Below are 23,175 nucleotides of genomic sequence, written 5' to 3' on the forward strand. Positions count from 1 at the left end.
ACTGATACCAGTTTTTATTTTGAAAAAAAAAAGGACATTTGCCCTCTTTGTGTTACGATTTAATCGCCAAATAAAATCGAAAAGAGGAAAAACAAATGTCCCTAACTAATTCTATCCTAAGCCTATTCGAAATAACAGACCCTAATTTAACTGTAACTGAGATTACTAAGGAACATTATCCCAATGGGCAACACGTTCATGTCGTTCACGCTATCCTTTCCTATCAACTTTTAAAATGTCCTCATTGTGGCCATAAATCTCTAATCAAAAATGGAACTCACATTGGCCATCTAAGATTGGGAACCTTATCAGGTGGACGTTATGAGATGCAGCTAAAACGACAAAGATATCAATGTAAACGGTGTTTAAAAACCTGTGGTGCTCAAACTAACCTCGTTAAACGTAATGAAACTTTTACGCATAATGTGAAACATCAAGTAATTGTTCTGGCTCGGGATATGCTGACCAGTAAAGAAATCGCTAAGATTTGTGGGATTTCACCAAGTAGTGTTCAACGCATTTTAAATGCGAATATTCACTTAGCTTATCGTGTTAAAACACTCCCCCAAAATCTTTGTTTTGATGAATTCCGTTCCTGTAATCATCTAATGTCCTTTAACTGTTGCGATGCCGTTAGTCATCGCCGCATTGTGATTCTTAAGGATCGCCTTAGTAAGGATATCATTGATTACTTTGAAGCTCGCTATTCAGTTCAAGAACGTATGAAAGTTCAAACAATCACCGTTGATATGAATGCTGAGTATGCTGGCTTTATTCATCGGTTATTTCCTAAGGCAATAACCATCATTGACCGTTTCCACATTATTCAACTTGCCGGTCGGGCACTGGATAACGAACGTACACGTGTGATCCATACTTTTCAAGATAAGCATTCCCGAGTTTATCGCATTCTAAAATCTCAATGGCGTTTGTTCCATTTGGCAGAAGAAAAGGTCAATGATACTAAACTTATCTATTTACACGGTATCAACGAATACATGACCCAACAGAACGCCATTGACCTAGCCTTAGATGAATTTCCAGAATTTAAAACTGTGTATCAAACCTATCAAGGAATTCTAACAGCCATTCAACAAAAAGATGCGGTTGGATTTAAAACCTTGATTGCCAACTACAAGGCGGCTGGCAACCAAATGGATATTACTATCTCAACTTTAATAAAGAATGGTCCTGCTGTTCTCAATAGTTGTCGTTATCCGTATTCCAACGGTCCTATTGAAGGACTAAATCGTAAAATTAAGGTGTTAAAGCGTAGCTGTTTTGGTTTTCAAAATATTCATAACTTTTTCATTCGTATCAGTTTAATTTATGCGTAAACAAAAAAAGCACATTCACCGAAGTGAACATGCTTTTCAAAAATCTCCACCAATACAATTTGACAGAGACCCAGAATCACAATGCGGCGATGACTAACGGCATCGCAACAGTTAAAGGACATTAGATGATTACAGGAACGGAATTCATCAAAACAAAGATTTTGGGGGAGTGTTTTAACACGATAAGCTAAGTGAATATTCGCATTTAAAATGCGTTGAACACTACTTGGTGAAATCCCACAAATCTTAGCGATTTCTTTACTGGTCAGCATATCCCGAGCCAGAACAATTACTTGATGTTTCACATTATGCGTAAAAGTTTCATTACGTTTAACGAGGTTAGTTTGAGCACCACAGGTTTTTAAACACCGTTTACATTGATATCTTTGTCGTTTTAGCTGCATCTCATAACGTCCACCTGATAAGGTTCCCAATCTTAGATGGCCAATGTGAGTTCCATTTTTGATTAGAGATTTATGGCCACAATGAGGACATTTTAAAAGTTGATAGGAAAGGATAGCGTGAACGACATGAACGTGTTGCCCATTGGGATAATGTTCCTTAGTAATCTCAGTTACAGTTAAATTAGGGTCTGTTATTTCGAATAGGCTTAGGATAGAATTAGTTAGGGACATTTGTTTTTCCTCTTTTCGATTTTATTAGGCGATTAAATCGTAACACAAAGAGGGCAAATGTCCTTTTTTTTTTCAAAATAAAAACTGGTATCAGTTATTCACCAATACCAGAAAGTGTAGACCCTTTAAAGCTTTATCAATTTGAGACAACCAGCGGGAAGGGCTAACTGCTTTATTTGGTGAAGTATTTAAAATAAGTTCATCTAAGCTTATTTCGTAAATGGCATGCAGTTGGCGCAGGTCATCGATACCAGGCTCTGTTTCGCCATGTTCCCATTCGGTTACAAGATCTGGCGAGATATTGAGTTCTTTTGCCAAAGCATTTCTGGTATAGCCGGCTTTCTTACGCTGTTTAATCAGCTGGTCTGCAAAAGTCATTGCGGGTCCTCCTTTGCTCAAGAATGACGATAATTAAAGGTGTTTGGAAACGTGGTATTGAGTACTGGTGTGCTGCTTATTCGAAGGGTCAATCGCGTCCTTAGCATAGAAAATAACGTACTCTTCATCGTTTTTTGGATCAGTGGCAATGACTAGTTCATGTGGCGTTTGGTCCTTATGTTTAAATAGCTGACCACTGCGAACAGCTTCATTGTAGTCGTGAAAATTCCCCAGCGAATCACCTGGATTAAAAAACACAATTTCATTTGCCATACTTAACAGCTCCTTTGAATAGGTATGCATATTCCAAGATACTCGCGGGCCTTTGATTAGAATAAGATGAAGCGAAACGAGTTCATTAGAATTAACTATCTCATGTAAAATATAACCTAAAACCTTAGTGAAAGCAAAGGTTTTAGGTTATATTAAAGCAAATTAATGATTTGGCGTTTGTATTGAAGAAATTCAGGACTCAGTTCAAAATCAGTTTTCTGTTTGAGCCGGGCGTCAATTTCGATTTCTTTAGTGACGGTCGCCGGTTTACCGTTTAAGATATAAATTCGGTTTGAAAGCAAAATGGCCTCGTCTACATCGTGCGTAATTAACAAAGTTGAGAGGTTAATTTTAGCCATCAGATCTAAGTACCAACTGTGAACCTGATGTTTCGTAATTTCGTCTAAGGCACTAAATGGTTCGTCCAAAAGGGTTACTGGCTTTGAGAACATGTAGGTCCGCAGCAAAGCCGCCCGTTGACGCATGCCGCCTGACAAAGATTTCGGGTAAACCTTTTCTGTCCCTGCTAAACCAAACACAGAAAAGAGGGGAGCTGCTTGAGCCTCAGCCTTTTTCTTAGGCACACCACGCATCAACGCTGGTAAAATCACGTTTCCCATGATGGTTCGGTAAGGAAGCAGTAAATCTTTTTGGAGCATATAACTGACTTTTCCCGGCACGTTGGTAATTTTTTGGCCGGCCAACATAACGTCACCCGCCTCAGGAGAGAGCAGCCCGGCAATCAAATTAAACAGAGTCGTTTTACCAACCCCACTGACACCTAAAATGCTCACCAGTTCGCCTTCATTTAAGTGAATATTGATATCGGTTAAGATTTGTTGATCAGCATAGTTTTTAGCCAGATGCTGTGTTTGTAAAAGTGACATTTAAAGACCTCATTTAGGTAAATATCGATTTGTAAAACCTTGATTTTTCTTTAACTTTGTCGAAACTAAGTGATTTTTATTTAGCCAACTGTAGAATCGATTCCAGCGTTGGGCGTTGATTTTTCCCCACTGATTGCTGCCTAACGCATACTGGTTCGACAAGTAATTTTGACTGGCATACACTAATTTACGGTTACTTTTAAGTTCCGGGACTTGATTCATCAAAATATTAGCTGCTCGGTGGGGATGCTTGCTGGCATACTGGTATCCCTGGGCAGTAGCCTTCATAAATGCCTTGGCAAGCTTAGGATGTTTCTGTAAAAATGTGTTGTTACCAATGATAGTCGGCGTGTAATAGTCAAAAACCTTGTTCAAAGAGCGGAAAGAAAAATAATTGATCGGAAAGTTTTTGATCCGGGCATTTTCACCAGCCCAGCCATAAAAGACCCAAATTGTATCGGCCTGTTTAGCCTTTAAAGTGGCGACCTCGTCTGTACTGTTATTAGGAACTTTCTTGACTTTACTGTATTGACCGCCATCATCGGTGACAACCTGTTTGATTGTAGCTTGTTCAATGGGTAAATCCCAAGTGGCGTATTTGGTGCCCATCATTTTTTTAGGCGAGGTAATCCCATCTTGTTTTCGTGACATAATTCCGGAAGTATTATGTTGAATGATACCGGCAATGGTGGTGATAGGTAATGGCTCCCTGCGAGCAATTGCGCCGGCGAAGGTGTCTTGTGCAGAGATGCCAATTTGCGCCTTGCCACTAGCAACCAACTGTTCAGCACCGTCTTTTGGGGGTTGCACAAATTTGACGTTGAGATGATATTTTTTGTAGTAGCCCTTTTGTTTAGCCACATACATCCCTGTATGGTTTGTGTTGGGGGTCCAATCGAGGACCACCGTAATCGTTTTAGTCGCCGCTTTATTTGATTGGGAAGTGCAGCCGCTAAGCCCTAAAAGCCCGAATAACAAGGCACTTCCTAGAATAAGAAATCGTTTAGCTGAAGTCATTGTCAATTTGCCTCCCAAGGCATCAATTTGTGTTGAATAAGGGTGACTAGCCAGATTAAAAGCAAGCTTAAGCCGGAAATTAAAAAAATTACCGCGAACATTTTGTCGTAGGCATAAGCTTTCATCACGCGGGTCATGTAAACCCCTAATCCGCTAAAACCGCCAACCCATTCTGAGATAACCGCACTTACAATCGCGTAAGAAACTGAAATCTTTAAACTGGAAAAAAAGTGATTTAGTGAATTCGGAAATTTGACATAGTAGTACAATTTCCATTTAGTGGCGCCCATGGTTCTCATCAGGCGGAGCAAATCAGGATCGGTAGATCGGAAGCCTGTCAACATGGCGACCGCTACTGGGAAAAAAGTTGTGACTGTAATCAGCACGATCTTAGGCAGCATGCCATAGCCAAACCAGAGAATCAAAAGGGGGGCTATCGCCACGGCAGGGACCGTTTGACTGATGACAAGTAAGGGATAAACGGCCTTGTAAAGGGGATCAAATAAATCCATAATAGTGGCAATCACCACACCACCACAGACACCAATGACAAGTCCCCAAAAGGCTTCAAGCAATGTCACCCCTGCGTTAGCAATAAGCGTCTTAAAATCGACTACGAATGCGGTGACCACGCTGAGCGGCGATGGAAGCAGATATGTTGGCACAATTTGAAAGGTACTGATTAATTGCCAAATTACTAACAGGGCAAAAATAACCAGTAACGGTAAGAAGTTAATGCTGATATTTGTCTGTTTTTTCATGAATACCTAAGACCTGGCCTTCTGATTTGTAGTCGATTTTGACGTAGGTCATTACTTGAGCAGCCCCCGCATCAGCTGCAATTTTGGTAATGTTCTTCACAATTTCCATCAATTGGTCATAATCGCCTTCAATTGTTGTTTCGAAAGCGCCAACGTCGTAAGTTACACCGGTAGATTGAATGTAAGCAATGGCTTTGTCCACAACGGCGACAACTTTGCGGTCGTCTTCTAACATTGGTAAAACTTGAATAGCAACACTTGTATTCATTTAAATTCGTCCTTTCTCAAATAAAAAAGCTGGCAACAACTTGCCAGCTTGGAAGACACATTTAATCAATCACTATCTGCAGTGTAGACTGCGATAGGGAATGAATTGTTATCTGAAACTTCCTGCGCTGGCATTATCCATATCAGGTTCGAGGGTCCAAAACCATTAGTTTTATCTCAGCCGGATTTGATCCAGCACCCCTGTATTCACAATATACTTTCAGTATAGCCACAAACTTATTTTTCGGCAACTTTTATTCCTTGCTTTTTTTGGTCTATACCCCTTGCATTTTAACCCAAGAGATTATATAATTGGGCTATACCAATAAAAGGGCGTTTAATGGCGCAAATGTTTATTCAATTTAAAAAGATAGGAGTGTCATCATGAATATTATTATTGTTAAAAATGCAGTTGAGGGCGGCCACGAAGGTTATAAACTTTTTGCTGAAGCCAAGAAAAACGGCGCACACGTTTTCGGCTTGGCAACTGGAAGTACCCCCATCACAACGTATCAAGAAATTGTGGCGAGTGATCTGGATTTTTCCGATTCTATTTCCATCAACCTAGATGAATATGTGGGCTTGGCAGCTGACAATGAACAAAGCTACAATTATTTCATGCACAAAAATTTATTTAATCAAAAACCTTTTAAACAATCTTACTTGCCTAATGGGTTGGCTGAGGATCTTGAAGCAGAAGCTAAACGTTACGACAAAATAATTGCCGATAATCCAATTGATTTACAAATTTTGGGGATTGGTCGTAATGGTCACATTGGCTTTAACGAGCCGGGGACACCGCAAGACTCAAAAACACATCGAGTTGCGTTGACCCAGTCCACGATTGATGCTAATGCGCGTTTCTTTGAACATGAAGAAGATGTGCCTAAAGAAGCTTTATCTATGGGCTTAGCTTCAATTATGCAATCCAAACACATCCTTTTGGAAGCATACGGAGAGGACAAAGCAGACGCGATTAAAGGGATGATTGAGGGACCAAACACCCCTGATTTACCGGCTAGTATCCTGCAAGGTCATGGCAACGTTACGGTGATTCTTGACGAAGCTGCAGCTAGCAAATTAACAAATAAATAATTTGATTTATTTAGGGAACTATTTTGTAAGAATACTTACAAAATAGTTCTCTTTTTTTATAGGCCAGTTCTTGAAGCAGAACTAAATTTATATATATGGTTTTATTGTTCGAAACAATAAGGTATAATTTATGTGAATAGCTATTGAGTATTTGATCAGAACGCTGTAGAGTAAAACTGAATCACTATAGAATGAATCTTGTTTGACAAAGACATAAGAGAATGCGAGTGGGGTAAAGTATGGGAAAAACAATTTCAATCAATGCTGGAAGTTCATCGTTTAAATTCAAACTTTTTGAAATGCCAAGTGAAAAGGTTCTGGCAAGCGGACAAGTGGACCGCATTGGAATTGACGGTTCGTCATTTACCATCATGTATGGAAATGAACAAAATATGCGGATTGAACGCCCGGTAAAAGACCATGAAGTAGCTGTCAATATGGTACTAGATGCGTTAATTGATTTGAAAATCATTAAAAGTTACGATGAAATTACGGGTATTGGGCACCGCGTCGTTGCAGGCGGTGAGATCTTTAAGGGTTCCGTGCGTATCACGGACAAAGTCATTAAACAAATTGAAAGTCTTTCCGAGTATGCCCCTTTGCATAATCCGGCCAATGTGATGGGCATTAGAGCAATGCAAGATGTCTTGCCCAATGTGTTGAGTGTAGCGGTTTTTGATACCTCATTTCATGAGACTCTGCCACCAAAAAATTACTTATACAGTATTCCTTATGAATATTATCAAAAGTATGGCGCACGTAAATACGGTGCCCATGGAACTAGTCACCAATCCGTGGCGCAAGATGCCGCCAAATTGTTAGGCAAACCGTTAGATTCTTTAAAATTGATTACCTTACATCTCGGTGCTGGCTCCTCAATTGATGCGATTTTACATGGCAAATCCTACGATACATCCATGGGCTTCACACCGGTTTCGGGAATTACGATGGCCACGCGCTCCGGAGATATTGACGTTTCACTGGTTAACTTCTTGATGGAGAAACTGCATATCACGAAGTTTTCTGAAATGATCAAGATCTTGAACACGAAGTCTGGTCTGTTAGGGATTTCTGGTATTTCGTCCGATATGCGTGATGTTTTGGAAGCTCGGCATGAAAGTATCCGTGCCCAGCTTGCTGTGGAAATTTTTGTGAATAACATCGTTAAATATGTGGGCGCTTATATCGCTGAGATGCGTGGTGTGGATGCGCTGGTCTTTACAGCGGGAATCGGAGAAAGTGGCATCTCGGTTCGCCGTCTCATTGCCAATGCACTTGATTACTTCGGGGTAAAAATCGACGAAGAGAAAAATCAGGTCCAAGGTGAATTATGTGACATTAGTGCACCAGATTCGAAAGTCAAAGTTTTGGTTGTGCCAACGAACGAGGAATTGGCGATTGCTCGGGAAGTTGAACGCTTCAAAGGCGAAGCTTAAAAACAGACAAGTCAGGTTTTTGTGAAAGGGGTTATCACAGTGGATTTATTTGAAAGTTTAAAACGTAAAATTAAGAGTCAGCAACGTAGTGTTGTTTTTCCGGAGGGCGAAGACGCACGCATTTATGCTGCTGCCGCGCGTTTGGCACAAGATGGTTTGGTTCAACCCATTTTGCTTGGCGATGTCCCCACAATTAAGGCTAATGCGCAGCAAGATGATGTGGCTCTAACCGGAGTAAAAATAATTGATCCGCAGTCCTATCCTCAGGCCCAAAAAGCAGCGATGGTGGATGCTTTAGCCAAACGCCGAGAGGGGAAGAATACGCGTGAAGAGGTTCAGCAAATGTTGACCGATGTGAATTACTTCGGGACCATGCTGGTTTATATGCATGAGGCAGATGCGATGGTTTCAGGAGCAGTTCATCCTACTGGTGATACGGTCCGACCTGCACTGCAAATTATCAAAACCAAACCAGGGGTTAAACGAATTAGCGGGGCGTTTGTTATGCAGCGCAATCACGAGCGCTATGTGTTCGCTGATACCGCGATTAATATCGATCCAGATGCCGCAACACTGGCAGAAATTGCGGTTGAAAGTGCCCATACAGCCGAAATTTTTGATATTGATCCAAAGGTTGCGATGCTCAGTTTTTCTACGAAAGGATCTGCTAAGGGTGAAATGGTAACCAAAGTTCAAGAAGCTACCAAACTAGCTCAAGAAAAAGCACCCCAGCTAGAAATCGATGGAGAACTCCAGTTTGACGCTGCGTTTGTGCCTGATGTCGGTGCCAGCAAAGCGCCTGATTCAAAGGTTGCTGGTCATGCGACGTTATTTGTTTTCCCAGAACTGCAGTCCGGAAACATTGGTTACAAAATTGCCCAGCGTTTAGGCCATTTTGAAGCTATTGGACCGATCTTGCAAGGCTTGAATGCCCCCGTATCAGACCTTTCTCGTGGTGCGAGCGAAGAAGACGTTTATAAAGTTGCCATTATGACGGCTGCCCAAGTCAAATAAGTTAAGTAAAGAAACTTAAAAACGGAACCGCGACAATATCAGAATTGTTGCGGTTCCGTTTTTTAGGTGTTTGTAAATGTAAAGGGTTGTGACGGCCGAAAAGCCTGATTTCGAGGCATCAAATGTGCTAATCACACGAGCTAAAGGTCACCTGGTCATTAGAATTAAAGCTGACTTTTAATCCCTTTTTGCATCTTACGAACGATTGGCCTGTTTAAGCTTTTTTTGACAGTCTGGACATAAGCCGTAGATCTCAAACAGATTCCCGGTGACTTCATAACCGGTTTGCTTTGCCGTGGTAGTTTCCATTTGATGCGCATCTTGTAAAAAGTGATCGTCAAAGACATCCGCAATGCGACCACAATTAGTACAGATTACATGGTAATGGGGCTTGCTGTAATAATCATAATGGACACCATCTTCGCCACTTGCCAATTCAATCACAATGCCCAGATCCACGAAAAGTTTTACGGTGTTGTAAATCGTCGCTAAACTCATATTGGGCGTTTTTTGTTTAAGGGCTTCGTGAATTGTTTCAACGGTGGGGTGGTTATGGTGGGTAACTAAATATGTCAAAATTGTCCGTCGCTGAGGAGTTATCCGAATGTGACGTTGTTGTAAATCTGAGAAAGCCTCATCGACTTCGCTTGTTGCCATAAATAGTCCTTCTTTCATTTTGTAAGTACATTAATTTAATCACTTTTCTGAGATTACTTCAACTATTATTCGCAGAATTTATCTTCACTGTCAAGCGTAGTTTACAACGATTAAATTGTGAAATACAATAAACTTGATTTAAAACGATTCTAATTTGGCAAAGATTGGGAGGAGTATGTATGGAAAAACAAACACTTTTATTTAAACGAGATCATTGGCGGCGAACCTGGTTCATTGCCGTACTGCTGGCAGGAGCTTTTACCATGTCAATTAGTCAATCTTCTTTGTCAACCGCCTATCCGACTTTGATGCGCTATTTTGGCGTGACGGCACCAACGATTCAGTGGCTAACAACGGGATTTATGCTTGTCATGTGTCTTATGATGCCGATTAGTCCGTGGCTATTGAATAATGTCCCTTTTAAACGGCTCTTCCAAGGAATTTTAGTGGTGTTTGATCTCGGAACACTCGTTATTCTGTGGGCACCGAACTTTCCGGTAATGATGGGAGGACGCGTGTTGGAAGCGATCGGCGTCGGAATTTTATTTCCGGCCTATCAAAGCGTGATGCTGACCATTACGCCGAGCAAAAAACGGGGCGCGACAATGGGAATTGCTGGTTTAGTCATGGGATCTGCATTAGCAGTGGGCCCGATTATTTCCGGTATTGTTTTAAAATTTACCACGTGGCAGGGGCTTTTTGTGGTCTTTGCTTTCGTCATAACGTTAATTCTAGGGTTATCAGTCAAATTTATTTCAAGTGTGATGCCGTTACAAGCTTCCCATCTGGATTGGCTTTCCGTTCTTAGTTCTTTAGGATTAATTGGGTTACTCATGGTTATTAATCAAGTTGGAAAAGCACATGTGAATTGGGAATTGCAATTCGGAATCTTAGGGATTAGTTTTGTTTTTCTAGGTTATTTTGTGTATCGTCAATTTCATCTTTCGGTACCCATGCTGGACTTACGCGTCCTAAAAAGCTTTAATTATGATTTGGCGGTCTTATTAACGGGTTTTTCTTATATTGCACTGATTGTGACGACCATTATTTTTCCGTTGTATTACCAAGGTGTGCTCCGCCTCTCACCATTTGCTTCTGGAATGGCCTTAGTGCCGGGAGCTGCCTTGTTAAGTCTGCTGAATCCCCTCACCGGTAAACTGGCAGATAAGATTGGCTTTAAACGGGTGTTACTTTTAGGGATGGGAATGATCACGGCTGGCTGGGGGATTTTAGCTTTATTTACCAGCCATTTGAATTTGGCTTTGATGATCCTGTTAGCCATGCTCATCGAAGGCGGCAATGCCTTTGTTATGATGCCGGCGACAACCTTGGGTGCCAACGCTTTGCCAAACCACCTGATTGCCCATGGAACAGCAGTGATTATCGATTACCACGGTTAGGCAGATTTTGGGTTCACTGGGAGTGGCACTAGCAACCATTATCTTAACTGCCGTGACTCAGCAACACATTGCGCAAGGAACGCCAAGTGATTTGGCTGCCAAAATGGGTTATCAAACTGTATTTATAACGTCGTTTGTGGTCGCACTTATTGGTATCTTACTGGCGCTTTTGATTAGAGATAGTGCAAATCACACGCCAGCTTAACAGGGCTTATTTTTGATAAGGAGCCTGAATTAACTGGTTCGCATAACAGTGAAGTGTTGTATACTATTTAAAGTCAAATAAAAATGAGGTATTTTAGAGATGACTTTAAAGAAGTTTGGTCATAAGTGGCGGACGTTCTGGCAGGGTTTTATGTTGCGTTTTAACCGTGCCGATGCCGCTAATAATGCCATTGTCCTGGCTTTTTATACGTTGCTGGCAATGTTTCCGGCGATTATCTTTATCGGAAATCTGCTGCCGTTATTTCACATTGATGTCACAACGGTCCTGGAATACATTGAAACCGTGGTGCCTAGCACAATTTATCAGATTAGTCAGCCAATCGTAAAGGACTTTCTGGAAAAGGGGAACGGTGAATTGATGTCGTTTGGTGCAATTTTAATGCTCTGGTCCGCCAGTCAAGCAGTCGCCGCATTTCAACGTTCCATTAATCGTGCCTATGGGGTGGCAAAATTTCAAAATCCGATCATTAATCGGGTGGTTTCCTTTTTATTTACGGTGTTTTTTGCGTTACTGATTAGCCTAATGATGTTTTTTTTCAGTTTTGGGCAAACGATTATTGCTTATTTAACGCCGATTTTAAACCTGCCACACAGTTGGTTTCATGTGGTCGGTAATGTGAAACTCCCTTCGGCATTGATTGTTATCTTTCTGAGTTTAGCTATTTTGTACTATGTCGTGCCTAATGCCCGGATTAAGTTTAAATATGTGCTTGTAGGGGCGGCCACGGCAACGATTGGTTTGATGGGGGTCTCCCAGTTCTTTACAGCCTATTTGCGATATTTTGCGCACTCGGTTAACAGTTATAAGACTTTAGGGACGTTCATTGCACTGATGTTTTGGCTGGACTTTTCGGCTCTCGTGATTATGATTGGCGGTGTCATTAATGCTACCAGCCAGGAATTACGATTGGGGAATCTGGAGGACACGACTAAAACCTGGCGTCTCCGGATTAAAAAATATTGGAAATGATTTCTACTGGCAACGACGATTTTTACAAAGGATGTTGCTTCGGCAAACTAAGTTCGGAAAACAATATGGTGTGAGAATTTAAAAAATGTTTCAAGGTAATTTTACCCTGAAACATTTTTTTGTTCTTTTATTTAGTTACGAGCCGAGCTTTTACAAACGGTTAAATTAATTGAAATCATTCACACCATGTAAAATGACGTAATCGACTTTGCGAATGGCATTCAGGGTTTTACCACCGGCATAAGAAACCGCTGATTGTAAATCCTGATGCATCTCTTCCAGAGTGTCTTGAATGTGGCCGCGATATGGCACTAGCATTTGACGGCCTTCAACGTTTTTATGTTGGCCTTTCTGGGTTTCGGAAGCTGAACCGTAATATTGCTTATAATTTTTTCCGTCAATGGTGATCATATTGCCAGGTGATTCTTGATGACCGGCTAACAGCGAACCAATCATGACCATGGTAGCACCGAAGCGTACGGATTTCGCGATATCGCCATTGGTGCGGATACCCCCATCGGCAATAATTGGTTTGCTAGCTGCTTTGGCGCACCAGCGAATAGCGGCTAATTGCCAACCACCAGTACCAAAGCCTGTTTTTAGCTTGGTGATGCAGGCTTTCCCTGGACCGATGCCTACCTTTGTGGCATCGGCACCGGCGTTTTCTAATTCACGAACGGCTTCGGGCGTGCCAACGTTTCCAGCGATAACGAAAGTTTCTGGCAAGAGCTGTTTGATGTGGTGAATCATTTTAATCACACTGTTCGCATGCCCGTGGGCAATATCAATAGTTATAAATTCTGGGGTGAGCTGCTGATCAGCTAAATCAGAAACAAACTGAAATTCTTCTGGTTTGACGCCAACACTAATTGATGCGATCAAGTCTTGATCATGCATCTTTTTGACAAAGCTTAACCGCGTTTCGGGAGCAAAACGGTGCATGACGTAGAAATAGCCATTTTTTGCCAACCAAACAGAGAGTTCCTCGTTAATGACCGTAGCCATGTTAGCCGGAACGACGGGAATTTTAAAGGTATACTTACCCAAAGTCGTTGTTGTATCTGCTTGAGAACGGCTGTCAATAATACATTTGTTAGGGATTAATTGAACATCTTCATAATCAAAAACACGCATAGTTCAGGTTCCTTTCTAAATTCAATGATTAGCTGTTCCAGCTGTTGATGAGCACATTCGTTTGCTCACGATCAGGACCCACCGAAAATGTGGACAGGGGAATGCCGACAAGCTCTGAAACCCGTTCTAAGTAATGACGGGCATTTTCGGGTAAATCAGCTAGGGTTTGACAATGGGTAATATCTTCTTGCCAGCCAGGCAGCTCTTCGTAAACGGGCACACAGGCCTCAATATCTTTTTCGGCTGCTGGATAGTGATAGATGGTTTTTCCATTAAGTTGATAAGCTGTGCAAACTTTGATTTGATCTAAGCCAGTTAAAACATCTAAGCAGTTTAAGCAAAGACTGGTCAAGCCACTAACCCGTGTGGCATGCCGTAAAACAACGGTATCTAACCAGCCGATACGGCGAGGGCGCCCTGTGACGGTGCCGTATTCATGCCCAGCTTCACGAATGAAATCACCCGTCTGATTCTCTTGTTCAGTTGGGAAAGGCCCGTCTCCTACCCGAGAGGTATAGGCTTTGCAGGCGCCCACAACTTGATTGATACGCCAGGGTCCAACCCCTGCGCCAACAGCAGCGCCGCCAGCAATCGGATTGGAAGAAGTGACATAAGGATAGGTTCCATGATCGTAATCCAGCATGACACCTTGTGAACCTTCGAAAAGAACTTTTTGATTCTGATCAAGGGCTTCGTTAATTAACACAGAAGTATCCGTTACCTGATCTTTTATTTCTTGCCCATATTGATAGTAAGTTTCGAAAATATCCTCAAATTTTAGGGGCGCAGTTTCGTATAATTTTGTGAAAAGTTGATTTTTAGTTGCTAAGTTAGCTTTTAATTTGGCAGCAAAGGTTTCACGATCGAGGAGGTCACAGATACGAATACCGATACGTTCGGCTTTATCCATATAGGCAGGTCCGATCCCCTTATGCGTTGTGCCAATTTTACCCGCTGCTTTGGCTTTTTCCTGTAATTTATCCAACAAAATATGATAGGGCAGGATTACCTGCGCGCGATCAGAGATTCGCAAATTATCAGTTGGAATACCGTTACTTTTTAAATAATGTAGTTCGTCGTGCAACGCCTTTGGATTCACAACTACGCCGTTGCCGATAACACTTAAACCGTTGCGATTAAAGATGCCTGATGGGATGAGTTGTAATGCGAATTTTTTACCTTCAAAAACGATTGAATGTCCGGCATTGTCACCACCGGAGAAACGAACGGTTAACGCAGCTTCATGTCCTAAAAAGTCTGTGATTTTTCCTTTCCCTTCGTCGCCCCACTGGCTACCTACAACTACGATTGATGACATAATAAAGACCCCCGACTTAATCTATTTTAAACAACCAAATAAGTGTAACAAGCTTTTTATCAGAAATCAAGTAAAACACGAATTATAAATGAATTGGTCCTTTAAAAAATACGTAAAAGAAGTCTAACTATCGGAAAAAGAGGTGCAAATCCACCTTTAATATAGAAAATCCGATTTTTATGTGCTATAGTTAGAAACGGAGATTTTTTGATAATCTGATTTAACGTGAAATGGGGAATATCCGAATGTTAGAACGTTATACACGTGAAGAAATGGGCAAAATCTGGAGTTTGCATAATCAGTATGCTTCCTGGCTAAAAGTTGAAGTTGCGGCTGTTAAAGCATGGGGCAAGTTAGGCAAAATCCCGGCCGCGGATGTCGCAAAAATTGAACAAAACGCGACTTTTGATGAAACACGAATTGCAGAGATTGAACAGGTTACGCATCATGATGTGATTGCCTTTACGCGCGATGTTTCTGAGTCTTTGGGAGCAGAAAAGAAGTGGGTGCATTACGGACTTACGAGCACGGATGTGGTTGATACGGCGCAGGGGTACCGTTTAAAACAAAACGCACTTATTCGCCAAGATTTAGCTGATTTTAAGGACACCCTGGCAAAGCAGGCGCAAAAGTACAAATACACCGTAATGATGGGGAGAACCCATGGCGTGCACGCCGAACCGATGACATTTGGGCTAAAACTTGCGCGCTGGTATTCTGAGCTCAACCGCGATATTGAGCGCTTTGAACATGCAGCCCGAGGCGTTGAGGCTGGTAAGATCAGCGGCGCAGTGGGGACGTTTGCAAATGTGGATCCGCGCGTGGAAACCTTTGTTTGCGAAGAACTGGGCTTACAGGCACAAGAAATTTCGACCCAGATTTTACCGCGTGATTTACATGCCGAATATATTGCAACTTTAGCACTGATTGCCACTAGTATCGAAGAATTTGCCACAGAGATTCGGGGGTTACAGAAATCCGAAGTTCGCGAAGTAGAGGAACATTTTGCTCCGGGGCAGAAGGGGTCATCGGCAATGCTCCATAAGCGCAATCCCATTGGTTCTGAGAACGTCTCAGGATTAGCACGGGTCATTCGAGGACACGTTCAAACAGCGTATGAGGACGTTAATTTGTGGCACGAACGAGATATCTCGCACTCTTCAGCAGAGCGGGTTATTTTACCAGATACCACGATTTTAGTGGACTACATTTTACAGCGCATGAATAAGATCATTGCTAATTTAACCGTCTTCCCTGAACACATGAAAGCTAATATGAACCGCAGCTTTGGTCTGATTTATAGTCAGCGGGTACTTCTCAAGTTAATTGATGCCGGTTTGTCACGCGAAACGGCTTACGATCGTATTCAGCCGTTGACAGCCAGGGCCTGGGATGAGGAGATCCAATTTAGGCCGTTAGTAGAAAATGATGCGGTAATTCAAAAATATCTGTCACCGAAAGAAATTGCAGATGCGTTTGACTATCACTATCATCTCAAAAATATTGATTATATTTTTGCACGGGTCGGCCTGGACTAATGCGTTACAAAATAAAATAAAAAGTGGCGGGGTTGAAAAAAATAGCCAGCCGCTTTCATTCTCCGAACGCTAATAGCTGAAAACGGGAATGAGAGCCTACCTTCTCTGCTTAACGACGGAAGCCGAACGATTCAAAGAATCATTCGGCTTCCGTTATTACGTGCGAAGTTAAAACACTTTGTTCTCACTTTCGCCACTTGTTTAGTTGGATATTATTAAATAGTTGTTTTGAATTTTTGGTCCAGAGCATCCGTCAAAACCTGGGAAACGTTAATCCCCGACTGTTTAGCCCAGTCATTTAGGTACTGGGGAATGGTCACGTTGCGACGAATGCGTTTGGTATTTTTACCTGCATATTCGTTAATGGGCAGCATGATGACGTGTTCGCCTTCGACCAAATGCGTGTTTTTCATATCAGAGGGCTCCGGCAAATGCGCTTGGGCTGTAATGAGTTTTTCTGCTTTTTCAGTCGCTTGCACTAAAGTTTCGCCTTCAATCATCATTCCTGGGAAATCGGGAATTAAAAGTTCGACAACGCCATTCTGGACGGAATACACGGCTGGATAAATTTTCATACACATTCTCCTTTAATCTCACGATTATTTCTATAATGTGTATTATACATACATCCTTTTAATAAGTAAACTCATATGATTTCTATAACTATTCCTTGTAAGCGAGTTTGATAACCTCACAAAGAATTGGGTCGTTTGTAGAGAAGTTACGATCAAATTTTTTCATCTGTTCTGTAAACTTGGTTAAGCTGCGTGCTTGCCAATCGGCCAGGGTCCGCTCACCTTCAGCTTCGTTATAGGCATGTTCGGCAGAAACCCGCAAAAATGGGATCAGTTCAGAAACCACGGTTTCAATGATACCCACGGGGTGCATTTCGGCATCTAATAGCACGTAATAATCCCCAGGTTGGGGAATTTGTTCACCTTCAGAAGCGTAGTAAGCTAAAGGTCTTGAAGTTGAAATTTTATCTTTGGCAAGAATTTTCGTTGTTAAATCGCGAATTTCTTCTGGATTTTCTTGGTCTCCAAACCAACGTGTTTGAAAAGTTTTGTCCGTTAAGTCATGGGCTTGTGCGTAAGTATTCCACATTTGTTCGGCACTTGTTGCCATAATAATCAGTCCTCACTTTTAGTATTTGATGACTGTAGTGTAGCACTTTGACGGGCTAAAGTGTAACCAAAACCCGCCGTTGCCATTTGGGGGTTAATTAAGGTAGTATAGAAACAATATAAAGGACAGGGACGTGATGAAGTGCGAGCAAAGTATTGGGCAGACTTCGGGATTGGTGTGGTTGTGGTCATTGGTTGCATCGTGGGCTGGTTTACGGGCTATTTTCAAAACAGCCATAATTATTCAGAAGTGGAAAAAATTCTCATTCTGATTCTTGCGTTTAGTGTCTTGTTTAGTTTACGTGTGGATATGAAAACAGCTAATCGCTTAGAAGCCGTTTCAGCAGCGTTTTTAGGGATAACCTTCTTAATTGCAGTTGTTTTACTCGTCTACTTATAAAATAAGCATTGCGGCCCCGGAAAGCGGCGGGTTACTGCAGTGCTTATTTTTTGGCTGATTTTTCTGTATAAAGCTGTTTTAGCGTGCCAATGTCTTGGTCAGACAAATTCATCGCCTGGTGGAAGTATGCGGTCATACTCCCATACGAGGTTTCGATGGCCTGTTTTGCTAGCCGTAAGCTCCGAAGACTGACATTGCGCGCTTCGTTCATGCGGTCAAGGGCGGCATTATTCGTCGATGGTGTTGCGATCGGTGCTTGTGTACCAAAAAGGACTTGATTTGATAGAAGATAATCTTCTTCAATGGTTTCTTGAGACACGCCAAGGGCACTGAGTACTAGAAAGGCTGCGGTTCCAGTTCGATCTTTTCCAGCGGCGCAGTGGAAAAGAACGGATTGGTTTGGTTGATCGTTTTTTAGTAAGACTTGGAATAGTTTTTTAAATGCACCTTGAGCGTGTTCGTCCAGAACCATTAATTCGTAAGGGTCGCTAAGTACACTGGGAGCTGGTGCAGATTTATGCACTAATCGCTTTAGCCAGGAAAAGACGCCCAATCCTTGGTGCTGACTAAAGGGATATACCGAAGCACGAATGCGTTGGACGGGTGGCATTAGCGGATCAGGATTGCGATTGATTTCATAGTCAGAACGTAAATCAACATCGTAGCGTAACCCGTAATTAACAAGGTAGCCTTGATCAGCCTTGGTTAAAACGGATAAGTAACCAGAGCGGAGTAGTTTTTGCCACTTAATGGTTCGACCATCGAAAGTGGGATACCCGCCAAGTTCGCGAAAATTTAAGCCAGATTGAATAGGTAAAATACGCCTTTTTTCCATAGTTGCCTCTTTACTCTAAATAAATAGCCCGTAAATCTGTTAAATCTGCTTCAGACAAATCCATAGCAGCAGTGAAGTAATGACCGTAATCACCATAGTTATCTAAGATTGCTTGATTGGCAACATCAAGCGTACTACCTTGAACTTGGAAAGTTGTGTTCATTTGATTCACGAATTTTTCTGCCTTATCATTTTGAAGCTTTTGCCGCAAAGCCTCTTGATCAAGCGTACTGTAAACTAAATTGGTGAGGACGAAATCCTGTTTAATTGTTTTGTAGGGAACACCCAGAGCAGTTAAGATCAAAAAACCGGCCACACCCGTGCGATCCTTGCCCGCTGCACAATGAAAAAGAAGTGATTTTTGCGGCTGATTATTGGCCAACAAGTCTTGAAAAAGCGTTCGAAAAGCTAATTGACTTTGCGGATTTAAAATCATTAATGCATAGGGATGCGCGTAATCTGCAGTGGTTTGCGTCTCAGAAAGTGGCGGCAAGTCTGAATGATCATTTTGTGCAATGGGGTAAACTGGATAGGAACGATAGATTGTGTTTTGAGGAATCCGATCGCTTAGCCAGCTGGCTTCTGAAGGGGAACGTAAATCAATGTCATATTGGAGGCCATAATCGGCGAGTTTTTGAACATCTTGTTTGGTTAACCGGCTCAAATCGCCGGAGCGGAGCAGTTTTTGCCATTTAATGGTCCGCCCGTCGTGACTTCGATAGCCGCCTAATTCACGAAAGTTCACACTGCCTTCAATATTTAATAAGCGTTCCTGTTTCATTACCATTATTCAGCCTCCAAACAACTTTTGATATTAAAATATTGAACTTGAATCTGAAACGGCTGGTTATACTAGCGTCGTAATAAGTTCTCCTGTCCTTGGAAACTTTACGGGACATGGCGTGATTCAAGCAGTATTTAGTAGCTGTTACTTTTAGTCCATTATACCAAAGACGAGGAAATTTCGATAAAATTCGAATTGGACAAAAAATGACCCAATCTGAAAAGATTGGGCCATTTTATATAGGGGAGTAGGTTGTTATCATGAAAAACAATGAAATATAGTAACTTTGGAGGAGTATGCTATTTTCATATAGATAGAGTTGTTTAACTTTTATCTATGTTTATAGATTACCTTTTAATTATGAAGATTGTGTGACGAAAAAGATAAAGCTTTATTAACATTAATTTTTCGAGCGTGTGGCGCGTTAACCCTGTGCATTTCGGCCAATTTATCAAGTTAGAAGAGACAAAGCGACCGGGAAAAGCTCCCGGCCGCTTCTGGTTTTCAAACTTTAATAGCCGTGATCAGAGACCAACAGCTCCCAGCTCTGATTAACGATGGAAGTTAAATGATTCCGAGCACAAATTCTGTGGCTTTCATTGGTCTGTTCACAGTTAAATCGCTTTTCCCCACCCTTTGTCAGAGAATCCTTTAGTTTAATCGAGCATTGCAACCCCAACAGAAAGATAAGTCGCAAAAAGGATCCAAACCAGATACGGAACTAATAAAAGCGAAGCCATTTTGTTAATTTTGAAATATTGCACGACACAGCCAAGGACAATTAAATCCAGTGCGACAACAACGACAACACCAAGCCAATAATAATTACCACCGAAAAAGATAATACTCCAGATGAAATTCAACAGGAGCTGAGCACCAAAAAGAACAAAACTAGTCGTCTTTTCGCCGCGAAACGCAATTGATTGGTAGATCAGATAACCGGAAACCGCAATTAAGAGGTAGAGTACCGGCCAAACGATGCCAAATAATGAATCAGGCGGTGCCAGTGGTGGTAAAGAAAGGGAATTGTAAATTTCTTTGATATTACCTGCAAAAAGCGCTGAAAGACTCCCAAGAATTTGGACACCCAGTACAAAAAGCAGAAAAGCTTTCCAATTAAATCGTGGCTTTGTTTCCATGAAGATTCCTCCTCGTCGTCAATTTTAGTTCTTATCTAAAGTGTAACAAGGCCTAATGAGGGGCAAAAGGGAAATGCTCAAAAAAGCGCTTTAAAAAAATTATCAAAAACCATAGACAAAACTAATTCATTAGTTTATAATTTTACTTATAGAATTGATAAGTTAATTTTAAAGGAGTGTTTTGCATGGAAAAGATTACGGTTTTATGGGGTCCAAGTTGTGGTTCAGCACGAAGAGCGTGTCAATGGTTGGATGAGCATCACCTTGACTACGATAGAGTCAATGTCGTTTCGCAGGCGCTCTCCTTAGATACATTGAAAAAAGTCTTATCATTAACAGAGTATGGCGCTGATGAGATTATTTCCGAGCGATCGAAAGCTTTTAAGAAATACGGTCGGAAATACATTGACTCACTTACGATTACCGAATTACATCGCTTACTCGTTAAGCAGCCAAGTCTAATCAAAAAACCAATTATTTTTACCCATAACAAATTACAAGTTGGGTTTAACGAAGACGAAATTCGCAGCTTTATCCCGCGTGAAACGAGACGCGTCTCATTTGCGCAAATGTTGCAAGTTTTACATGACGCTTAGGCGTAAACTTAAAAAGCTATCTTTACCGGTTGTTGCATGTCAACCTGTAAAGATAGCTTTTTATTATGGTTTAGCTGATTAATCATACCTTTATTAAAGTGAACGCGAAATTCTTTAACTTACATATATTTATGGATGAATTGTTGAATTTTAGCCTGGTAGGCCGCTGGATCAATCCAGAAGCTTTCTGCATGAGAAGCATTGGGTACAATCCAGATGTCTTTGGGTTCAGGGCAGGCTTCAAAACATTCATCAACCATGTAAGTGGGGACGTAAACATCTTTTTCACCATGAATAAATAAAAACGGGCGCGTATTTTTGCGCAGTTGTTTTACTGATGAAACGTCATCAATTGAAAATCCCATCCGGTGGTGATTGATCGCGTTAATGAGGGGCAAAAAAAGGGTCGGCGGTAAATGGAATTGTTGTTTGAGTAAGTAGGATAATTCAGAGCGTAAATCTGAATAACCACAATCAGAAATCATTAATTTGACCTGGGGTGGTAATTGTTCACCACTGGTCATTTGAATGGTCGCACCACCCATGCTGACGCCAAACATGATGATTTTGGAATCTTCACCAATCGTGTTAATCACATAATGTGACCATTCAACAAAATCGCGCCGATCAATCCAGCCAAAATTCATGTAATCACCGGAACTATTTCCATGAGCACGATCGTCTGGTAACAGGACGTTGTAACCCATATCGTAGAACATTTTGGCATAGTTGGACATGGTTTCACCGTTTCCCTTATAACCATGAGCAATAATCACTGTTGTTTTGGCCTCCTGTTGATCCGCTGCCGGAATGAAAGTTGCTTCCACCCGATTCTCTAGATCCGCTGGGTGCAAGGTCCACTGCTTGGAGGGTACGCTATGAAACCAGTTAACATAATTGTAATATGCATCAGCATACTTTTGTTTATCAGCAGATGTTTCGGGAACATAGTCCACGCGGCGAAACGCATAATCATATAGTTTGGCGCTGGCAGCTGTAATTCCGGAAATGCCGAGTGCCACGGGAGCAACAATTCCCAGCCCAATGAGATTTTTTCTCTTCATATTAGGTTCCTCCTCGTTTTGATAAGTTTATTCTAAGTAAATTTGTCGTAAGTCATGAATATCAGTTGTTGAAAGTTTTAAATAGTCATGTAGATAGGCGTCCATGGTACCAGATGTCTTTTGAATTTGATCCATTGCCGTATTGAAAAATGAGATTTGAACACTTTGCAAATCGCGCATACTTTGGATGAAAGCCGAAGAGGCCTGTTTAAGCTTTAGTGTTTTGACAAGATTTTCCAGTTTAGGCTTTGTGACTTTGTTCGTTAACAAATAATCAGCTTTAACGGTATCTTCATTGACGCCCAGAGCACTGAGAAAATAAACGGCACCCATCCCGGTACGATCTTTACCAGCGGTGCAGTGAAAAAGCAACGTACTGTCGTTGGCGTCATTTTCAAGCAGCACATCAAAAAATTGGCGGTAGGCCTTTTGTGAATGTGGATTTGTGATGATGTCTTGATAGACATGATGCATTTGCTGACGGCCAGTCGTGGGATCAGTTTCCATTTTCCGCTGCAAACGATCAGTTTGTTTAGAGTTCTGAGTTTCGTCAGTTGAAAAGACTGGCATAAACAGGTATTTCGTCTCAGAAGGAATGCGATCAGGTTCTTGGGTTCTTTCTGCAGGTGAACGAAAATCAACGTCATATTTAAGTCCGTAATTGTCTAAAAAATCGACATCGTGATCGGTTAGGCTCCCTAATGTACCGGAACGAATAATCTTATGCCATTTGACTGTCTTTCCGTCCGTTGTTTGATAACCACCGAGTTCTCTGAAATTGCCACCTTTTTGTAATTGAAGTACCCGTGATCTCACCATGATAAATCCTCCTATATTTTGATCGATAATGAATAACCTACAAGAAAAATGATAGCACAGTCGTCTGTGTCT

Annotated in this window: 25 protein-coding genes, 1 pseudogene and 1 riboswitch; of the genes and pseudogenes, 9 read left to right on the forward strand and 17 right to left on the reverse strand. The window is 41.6% G+C overall.

Annotated elements, in window-relative coordinates; all coding sequences use genetic code 11:
- Nucleotides 1-95: 95 nt before the first annotated feature.
- Nucleotides 96-1,337 (forward strand): ISL3 family transposase, encoded by a 1,242-nt coding sequence (locus ACLJJ6_RS01475; protein WP_412988180.1) that lies wholly within the window; start codon nucleotides 96-98, stop codon nucleotides 1,335-1,337.
- Here the strand turns inward: ACLJJ6_RS01475 and ACLJJ6_RS01480 are convergent.
- The 7 genes from ACLJJ6_RS01480 to ACLJJ6_RS01510 form a co-directional block, all read right to left on the reverse strand.
- Nucleotides 1,328-1,972: a helix-turn-helix domain-containing protein gene (locus tag ACLJJ6_RS01480; protein ID WP_412989698.1), complete on the reverse strand. Its 645-nt coding sequence runs from the start codon at nucleotides 1,970-1,972 to the stop codon at nucleotides 1,328-1,330. The two genes, ACLJJ6_RS01475 and ACLJJ6_RS01480, sit on opposite strands and share 10 nt — an antisense overlap.
- 90 nt (nucleotides 1,973-2,062) lie before the next feature.
- Entirely contained in the window at nucleotides 2,063-2,350 is a 288-nt protein-coding gene (locus ACLJJ6_RS01485) for a helix-turn-helix domain-containing protein (protein WP_412989699.1), read from the reverse strand.
- A 33-nt stretch (nucleotides 2,351-2,383) separates the two neighbouring features.
- A complete protein-coding gene (locus tag ACLJJ6_RS01490; RefSeq protein ID WP_412989700.1) occupies nucleotides 2,384-2,623 on the reverse strand; it encodes a hypothetical protein in 240 nt (79 codons plus the stop codon).
- A 152-nt stretch (nucleotides 2,624-2,775) separates the two neighbouring features.
- Nucleotides 2,776-3,510 (reverse strand): ABC transporter ATP-binding protein, encoded by a 735-nt coding sequence (locus ACLJJ6_RS01495; RefSeq protein ID WP_412989701.1) that lies wholly within the window; start codon nucleotides 3,508-3,510, stop codon nucleotides 2,776-2,778.
- A 9-nt stretch (nucleotides 3,511-3,519) separates the two neighbouring features.
- Nucleotides 3,520-4,527 carry an ABC transporter substrate-binding protein gene (locus ACLJJ6_RS01500; protein WP_412989702.1) on the reverse strand — a complete coding sequence of 336 codons (1,008 nt, stop codon included), beginning with the start codon at nucleotides 4,525-4,527 and terminating at the stop codon, nucleotides 3,520-3,522.
- 2 nt (nucleotides 4,528-4,529) lie between these two features.
- Entirely contained in the window at nucleotides 4,530-5,288 is a 759-nt protein-coding gene (locus ACLJJ6_RS01505; protein WP_412989703.1) for an ABC transporter permease, read from the reverse strand.
- On the reverse strand, nucleotides 5,260-5,556 hold the full coding sequence (locus tag ACLJJ6_RS01510) for an MTH1187 family thiamine-binding protein (RefSeq protein WP_412989704.1): 297 nt from the start codon (nucleotides 5,554-5,556) through the stop codon (nucleotides 5,260-5,262). The genes ACLJJ6_RS01505 and ACLJJ6_RS01510 overlap by 29 nt, the downstream gene beginning before the upstream one ends.
- Nucleotides 5,557-5,658: 102 nt before the next feature.
- Nucleotides 5,659-5,768: riboswitch (TPP riboswitch) on the reverse strand.
- Nucleotides 5,769-5,939: 171 nt separating this feature from the next.
- Here ACLJJ6_RS01510 and ACLJJ6_RS01515 point away from each other — a divergent pair.
- From ACLJJ6_RS01515 to pta, 3 genes are all read left to right on the forward strand, one after another.
- Nucleotides 5,940-6,650, forward strand: coding sequence for a glucosamine-6-phosphate deaminase (locus ACLJJ6_RS01515; RefSeq protein WP_412989705.1), 711 nt, complete (start codon nucleotides 5,940-5,942; stop codon nucleotides 6,648-6,650).
- A gap of 239 nt (nucleotides 6,651-6,889) precedes the next feature.
- Nucleotides 6,890-8,086: an acetate/propionate family kinase gene (locus tag ACLJJ6_RS01520; RefSeq protein ID WP_412989706.1), complete on the forward strand. Its 1,197-nt coding sequence runs from the start codon at nucleotides 6,890-6,892 to the stop codon at nucleotides 8,084-8,086.
- A gap of 39 nt (nucleotides 8,087-8,125) precedes the next feature.
- Nucleotides 8,126-9,100, forward strand: coding sequence for a phosphate acetyltransferase (pta, locus tag ACLJJ6_RS01525; RefSeq protein ID WP_412989707.1), 975 nt, complete (start codon nucleotides 8,126-8,128; stop codon nucleotides 9,098-9,100).
- Nucleotides 9,101-9,295: 195 nt separating this feature from the next.
- On the opposite strand, the gene ACLJJ6_RS01530 is transcribed toward pta, so the two are convergent.
- On the reverse strand, nucleotides 9,296-9,757 hold the full coding sequence (locus ACLJJ6_RS01530) for a Fur family transcriptional regulator (RefSeq protein ID WP_412989708.1): 462 nt from the start codon (nucleotides 9,755-9,757) through the stop codon (nucleotides 9,296-9,298).
- 179 nt (nucleotides 9,758-9,936) lie between these two features.
- On the opposite strand from ACLJJ6_RS01530, the pseudogene ACLJJ6_RS01535 reads away from it, so the two are divergent.
- Both ACLJJ6_RS01535 and ACLJJ6_RS01540 read left to right on the forward strand, forming a co-directional pair.
- Nucleotides 9,937-11,362: pseudogene (locus ACLJJ6_RS01535) on the forward strand (MFS transporter).
- 99 nt (nucleotides 11,363-11,461) lie between these two features.
- Nucleotides 11,462-12,352: a YihY/virulence factor BrkB family protein gene (locus tag ACLJJ6_RS01540; protein ID WP_412989709.1), complete on the forward strand. Its 891-nt coding sequence runs from the start codon at nucleotides 11,462-11,464 to the stop codon at nucleotides 12,350-12,352.
- A gap of 165 nt (nucleotides 12,353-12,517) precedes the next feature.
- Here the strand turns inward: ACLJJ6_RS01540 and ACLJJ6_RS01545 are convergent, their stop codons facing one another.
- Both ACLJJ6_RS01545 and ACLJJ6_RS01550 read right to left on the reverse strand, forming a co-directional pair.
- A complete protein-coding gene (locus tag ACLJJ6_RS01545; protein ID WP_412989710.1) occupies nucleotides 12,518-13,486 on the reverse strand; it encodes a GMP reductase in 969 nt (322 codons plus the stop codon).
- A 28-nt stretch (nucleotides 13,487-13,514) separates the two neighbouring features.
- Nucleotides 13,515-14,804 (reverse strand): adenylosuccinate synthase, encoded by a 1,290-nt coding sequence (locus ACLJJ6_RS01550; protein ID WP_412989711.1) that lies wholly within the window; start codon nucleotides 14,802-14,804, stop codon nucleotides 13,515-13,517.
- 245 nt (nucleotides 14,805-15,049) lie between these two features.
- Here ACLJJ6_RS01550 and purB point away from each other — a divergent pair, with 245 nt between their 5' ends.
- Entirely contained in the window at nucleotides 15,050-16,342 is a 1,293-nt protein-coding gene (purB, locus tag ACLJJ6_RS01555; protein WP_412989712.1) for an adenylosuccinate lyase, read from the forward strand.
- A 215-nt stretch (nucleotides 16,343-16,557) separates the two neighbouring features.
- On the opposite strand, the gene ACLJJ6_RS01560 is transcribed toward purB, so the two are convergent.
- On the reverse strand, nucleotides 16,558-16,917 hold the full coding sequence (locus tag ACLJJ6_RS01560; protein ID WP_412989713.1) for a hypothetical protein: 360 nt from the start codon (nucleotides 16,915-16,917) through the stop codon (nucleotides 16,558-16,560).
- 88 nt (nucleotides 16,918-17,005) lie between these two features.
- A complete protein-coding gene (locus ACLJJ6_RS01565) occupies nucleotides 17,006-17,467 on the reverse strand; it encodes an ASCH domain-containing protein (RefSeq protein ID WP_412989714.1) in 462 nt (153 codons plus the stop codon).
- Between the two features lie 141 nt (nucleotides 17,468-17,608).
- Between ACLJJ6_RS01565 and ACLJJ6_RS01570 the strand changes: the two genes are divergently transcribed.
- Entirely contained in the window at nucleotides 17,609-17,866 is a 258-nt protein-coding gene (locus tag ACLJJ6_RS01570) for a hypothetical protein (RefSeq protein ID WP_412989715.1), read from the forward strand.
- Between the two features lie 43 nt (nucleotides 17,867-17,909).
- On the opposite strand, the gene ACLJJ6_RS01575 is transcribed toward ACLJJ6_RS01570, so the two are convergent.
- The 3 genes from ACLJJ6_RS01575 to ACLJJ6_RS01585 all read right to left on the reverse strand — a co-directional run bounded on the left by ACLJJ6_RS01575 (nucleotide 17,910) and on the right by ACLJJ6_RS01585 (nucleotide 20,624).
- Nucleotides 17,910-18,701, reverse strand: coding sequence for a tyrosine-protein phosphatase (locus ACLJJ6_RS01575; protein ID WP_412989716.1), 792 nt, complete (start codon nucleotides 18,699-18,701; stop codon nucleotides 17,910-17,912).
- A gap of 10 nt (nucleotides 18,702-18,711) precedes the next feature.
- On the reverse strand, nucleotides 18,712-19,488 hold the full coding sequence (locus ACLJJ6_RS01580; RefSeq protein WP_412989717.1) for a tyrosine-protein phosphatase: 777 nt from the start codon (nucleotides 19,486-19,488) through the stop codon (nucleotides 18,712-18,714).
- Nucleotides 19,489-20,141: 653 nt separating this feature from the next.
- Nucleotides 20,142-20,624 (reverse strand): TspO/MBR family protein, encoded by a 483-nt coding sequence (locus tag ACLJJ6_RS01585; protein ID WP_412989718.1) that lies wholly within the window; start codon nucleotides 20,622-20,624, stop codon nucleotides 20,142-20,144.
- A gap of 185 nt (nucleotides 20,625-20,809) precedes the next feature.
- On the opposite strand from ACLJJ6_RS01585, the gene ACLJJ6_RS01590 reads away from it, so the two are divergent.
- Nucleotides 20,810-21,220: a Spx/MgsR family RNA polymerase-binding regulatory protein gene (locus ACLJJ6_RS01590; protein WP_412989719.1), complete on the forward strand. Its 411-nt coding sequence runs from the start codon at nucleotides 20,810-20,812 to the stop codon at nucleotides 21,218-21,220.
- A 119-nt stretch (nucleotides 21,221-21,339) separates the two neighbouring features.
- Here the strand turns inward: ACLJJ6_RS01590 and ACLJJ6_RS01595 are convergent, their stop codons facing one another.
- Together ACLJJ6_RS01595 and ACLJJ6_RS01600 are read right to left on the reverse strand one after the other, a co-directional pair.
- Entirely contained in the window at nucleotides 21,340-22,284 is a 945-nt protein-coding gene (locus tag ACLJJ6_RS01595; protein WP_412989720.1) for an alpha/beta hydrolase, read from the reverse strand.
- 27 nt (nucleotides 22,285-22,311) lie between these two features.
- The gene (locus ACLJJ6_RS01600) at nucleotides 22,312-23,103 is read right to left on the reverse strand and encodes a tyrosine-protein phosphatase (RefSeq protein ID WP_412989721.1); all 792 of its coding nucleotides are present in this window, start codon (nucleotides 23,101-23,103) and stop codon (nucleotides 22,312-22,314) included.
- Between the last annotated feature and the right edge of the window lie 72 nt (nucleotides 23,104-23,175).

The sequence above is a fragment of the Pediococcus siamensis genome, assembly GCF_047220215.1.
GTDB lineage: Bacteria > Bacillota > Bacilli > Lactobacillales > Lactobacillaceae > Pediococcus > Pediococcus siamensis.

What these genes read in the sequence shown, in the direction of transcription:
- ACLJJ6_RS01550 (WP_412989711.1), bottom strand. Translation starts at nt 14,804, where the DNA reads ATGTCATCAATCGTAGTTGTAGGTAGCCAGTGGGGCGACGAAGGGAAA.
- ACLJJ6_RS01585 (WP_412989718.1), bottom strand. Translation starts at nt 20,624, where the DNA reads ATGGAAACAAAGCCACGATTTAATTGGAAAGCTTTTCTGCTTTTTGTA.
- ACLJJ6_RS01580 (WP_412989717.1), bottom strand. Translation starts at nt 19,488, where the DNA reads ATGGTAATGAAACAGGAACGCTTATTAAATATTGAAGGCAGTGTGAAC.
- ACLJJ6_RS01590 (WP_412989719.1), top strand. Translation starts at nt 20,810, where the DNA reads ATGGAAAAGATTACGGTTTTATGGGGTCCAAGTTGTGGTTCAGCACGA.
- ACLJJ6_RS01495 (WP_412989701.1), bottom strand. Translation starts at nt 3,510, where the DNA reads ATGTCACTTTTACAAACACAGCATCTGGCTAAAAACTATGCTGATCAA.
- ACLJJ6_RS01515 (WP_412989705.1), top strand. Translation starts at nt 5,940, where the DNA reads ATGAATATTATTATTGTTAAAAATGCAGTTGAGGGCGGCCACGAAGGT.
- ACLJJ6_RS01485 (WP_412989699.1), bottom strand. Translation starts at nt 2,350, where the DNA reads ATGACTTTTGCAGACCAGCTGATTAAACAGCGTAAGAAAGCCGGCTAT.
- ACLJJ6_RS01540 (WP_412989709.1), top strand. Translation starts at nt 11,462, where the DNA reads ATGACTTTAAAGAAGTTTGGTCATAAGTGGCGGACGTTCTGGCAGGGT.
- ACLJJ6_RS01600 (WP_412989721.1), bottom strand. Translation starts at nt 23,103, where the DNA reads ATGGTGAGATCACGGGTACTTCAATTACAAAAAGGTGGCAATTTCAGA.
- ACLJJ6_RS01560 (WP_412989713.1), bottom strand. Translation starts at nt 16,917, where the DNA reads ATGAAAATTTATCCAGCCGTGTATTCCGTCCAGAATGGCGTTGTCGAA.
- ACLJJ6_RS01475 (WP_412988180.1), top strand. Translation starts at nt 96, where the DNA reads ATGTCCCTAACTAATTCTATCCTAAGCCTATTCGAAATAACAGACCCT.
- ACLJJ6_RS01530 (WP_412989708.1), bottom strand. Translation starts at nt 9,757, where the DNA reads ATGGCAACAAGCGAAGTCGATGAGGCTTTCTCAGATTTACAACAACGT.
- ACLJJ6_RS01520 (WP_412989706.1), top strand. Translation starts at nt 6,890, where the DNA reads ATGGGAAAAACAATTTCAATCAATGCTGGAAGTTCATCGTTTAAATTC.
- ACLJJ6_RS01565 (WP_412989714.1), bottom strand. Translation starts at nt 17,467, where the DNA reads ATGGCAACAAGTGCCGAACAAATGTGGAATACTTACGCACAAGCCCAT.
- purB (WP_412989712.1), top strand. Translation starts at nt 15,050, where the DNA reads ATGTTAGAACGTTATACACGTGAAGAAATGGGCAAAATCTGGAGTTTG.
- ACLJJ6_RS01575 (WP_412989716.1), bottom strand. Translation starts at nt 18,701, where the DNA reads ATGGAAAAAAGGCGTATTTTACCTATTCAATCTGGCTTAAATTTTCGC.
- ACLJJ6_RS01490 (WP_412989700.1), bottom strand. Translation starts at nt 2,623, where the DNA reads ATGGCAAATGAAATTGTGTTTTTTAATCCAGGTGATTCGCTGGGGAAT.
- ACLJJ6_RS01545 (WP_412989710.1), bottom strand. Translation starts at nt 13,486, where the DNA reads ATGCGTGTTTTTGATTATGAAGATGTTCAATTAATCCCTAACAAATGT.
- ACLJJ6_RS01500 (WP_412989702.1), bottom strand. Translation starts at nt 4,527, where the DNA reads ATGACTTCAGCTAAACGATTTCTTATTCTAGGAAGTGCCTTGTTATTC.
- ACLJJ6_RS01480 (WP_412989698.1), bottom strand. Translation starts at nt 1,972, where the DNA reads ATGTCCCTAACTAATTCTATCCTAAGCCTATTCGAAATAACAGACCCT.
- ACLJJ6_RS01595 (WP_412989720.1), bottom strand. Translation starts at nt 22,284, where the DNA reads ATGAAGAGAAAAAATCTCATTGGGCTGGGAATTGTTGCTCCCGTGGCA.
- ACLJJ6_RS01510 (WP_412989704.1), bottom strand. Translation starts at nt 5,556, where the DNA reads ATGAATACAAGTGTTGCTATTCAAGTTTTACCAATGTTAGAAGACGAC.
- ACLJJ6_RS01505 (WP_412989703.1), bottom strand. Translation starts at nt 5,288, where the DNA reads ATGAAAAAACAGACAAATATCAGCATTAACTTCTTACCGTTACTGGTT.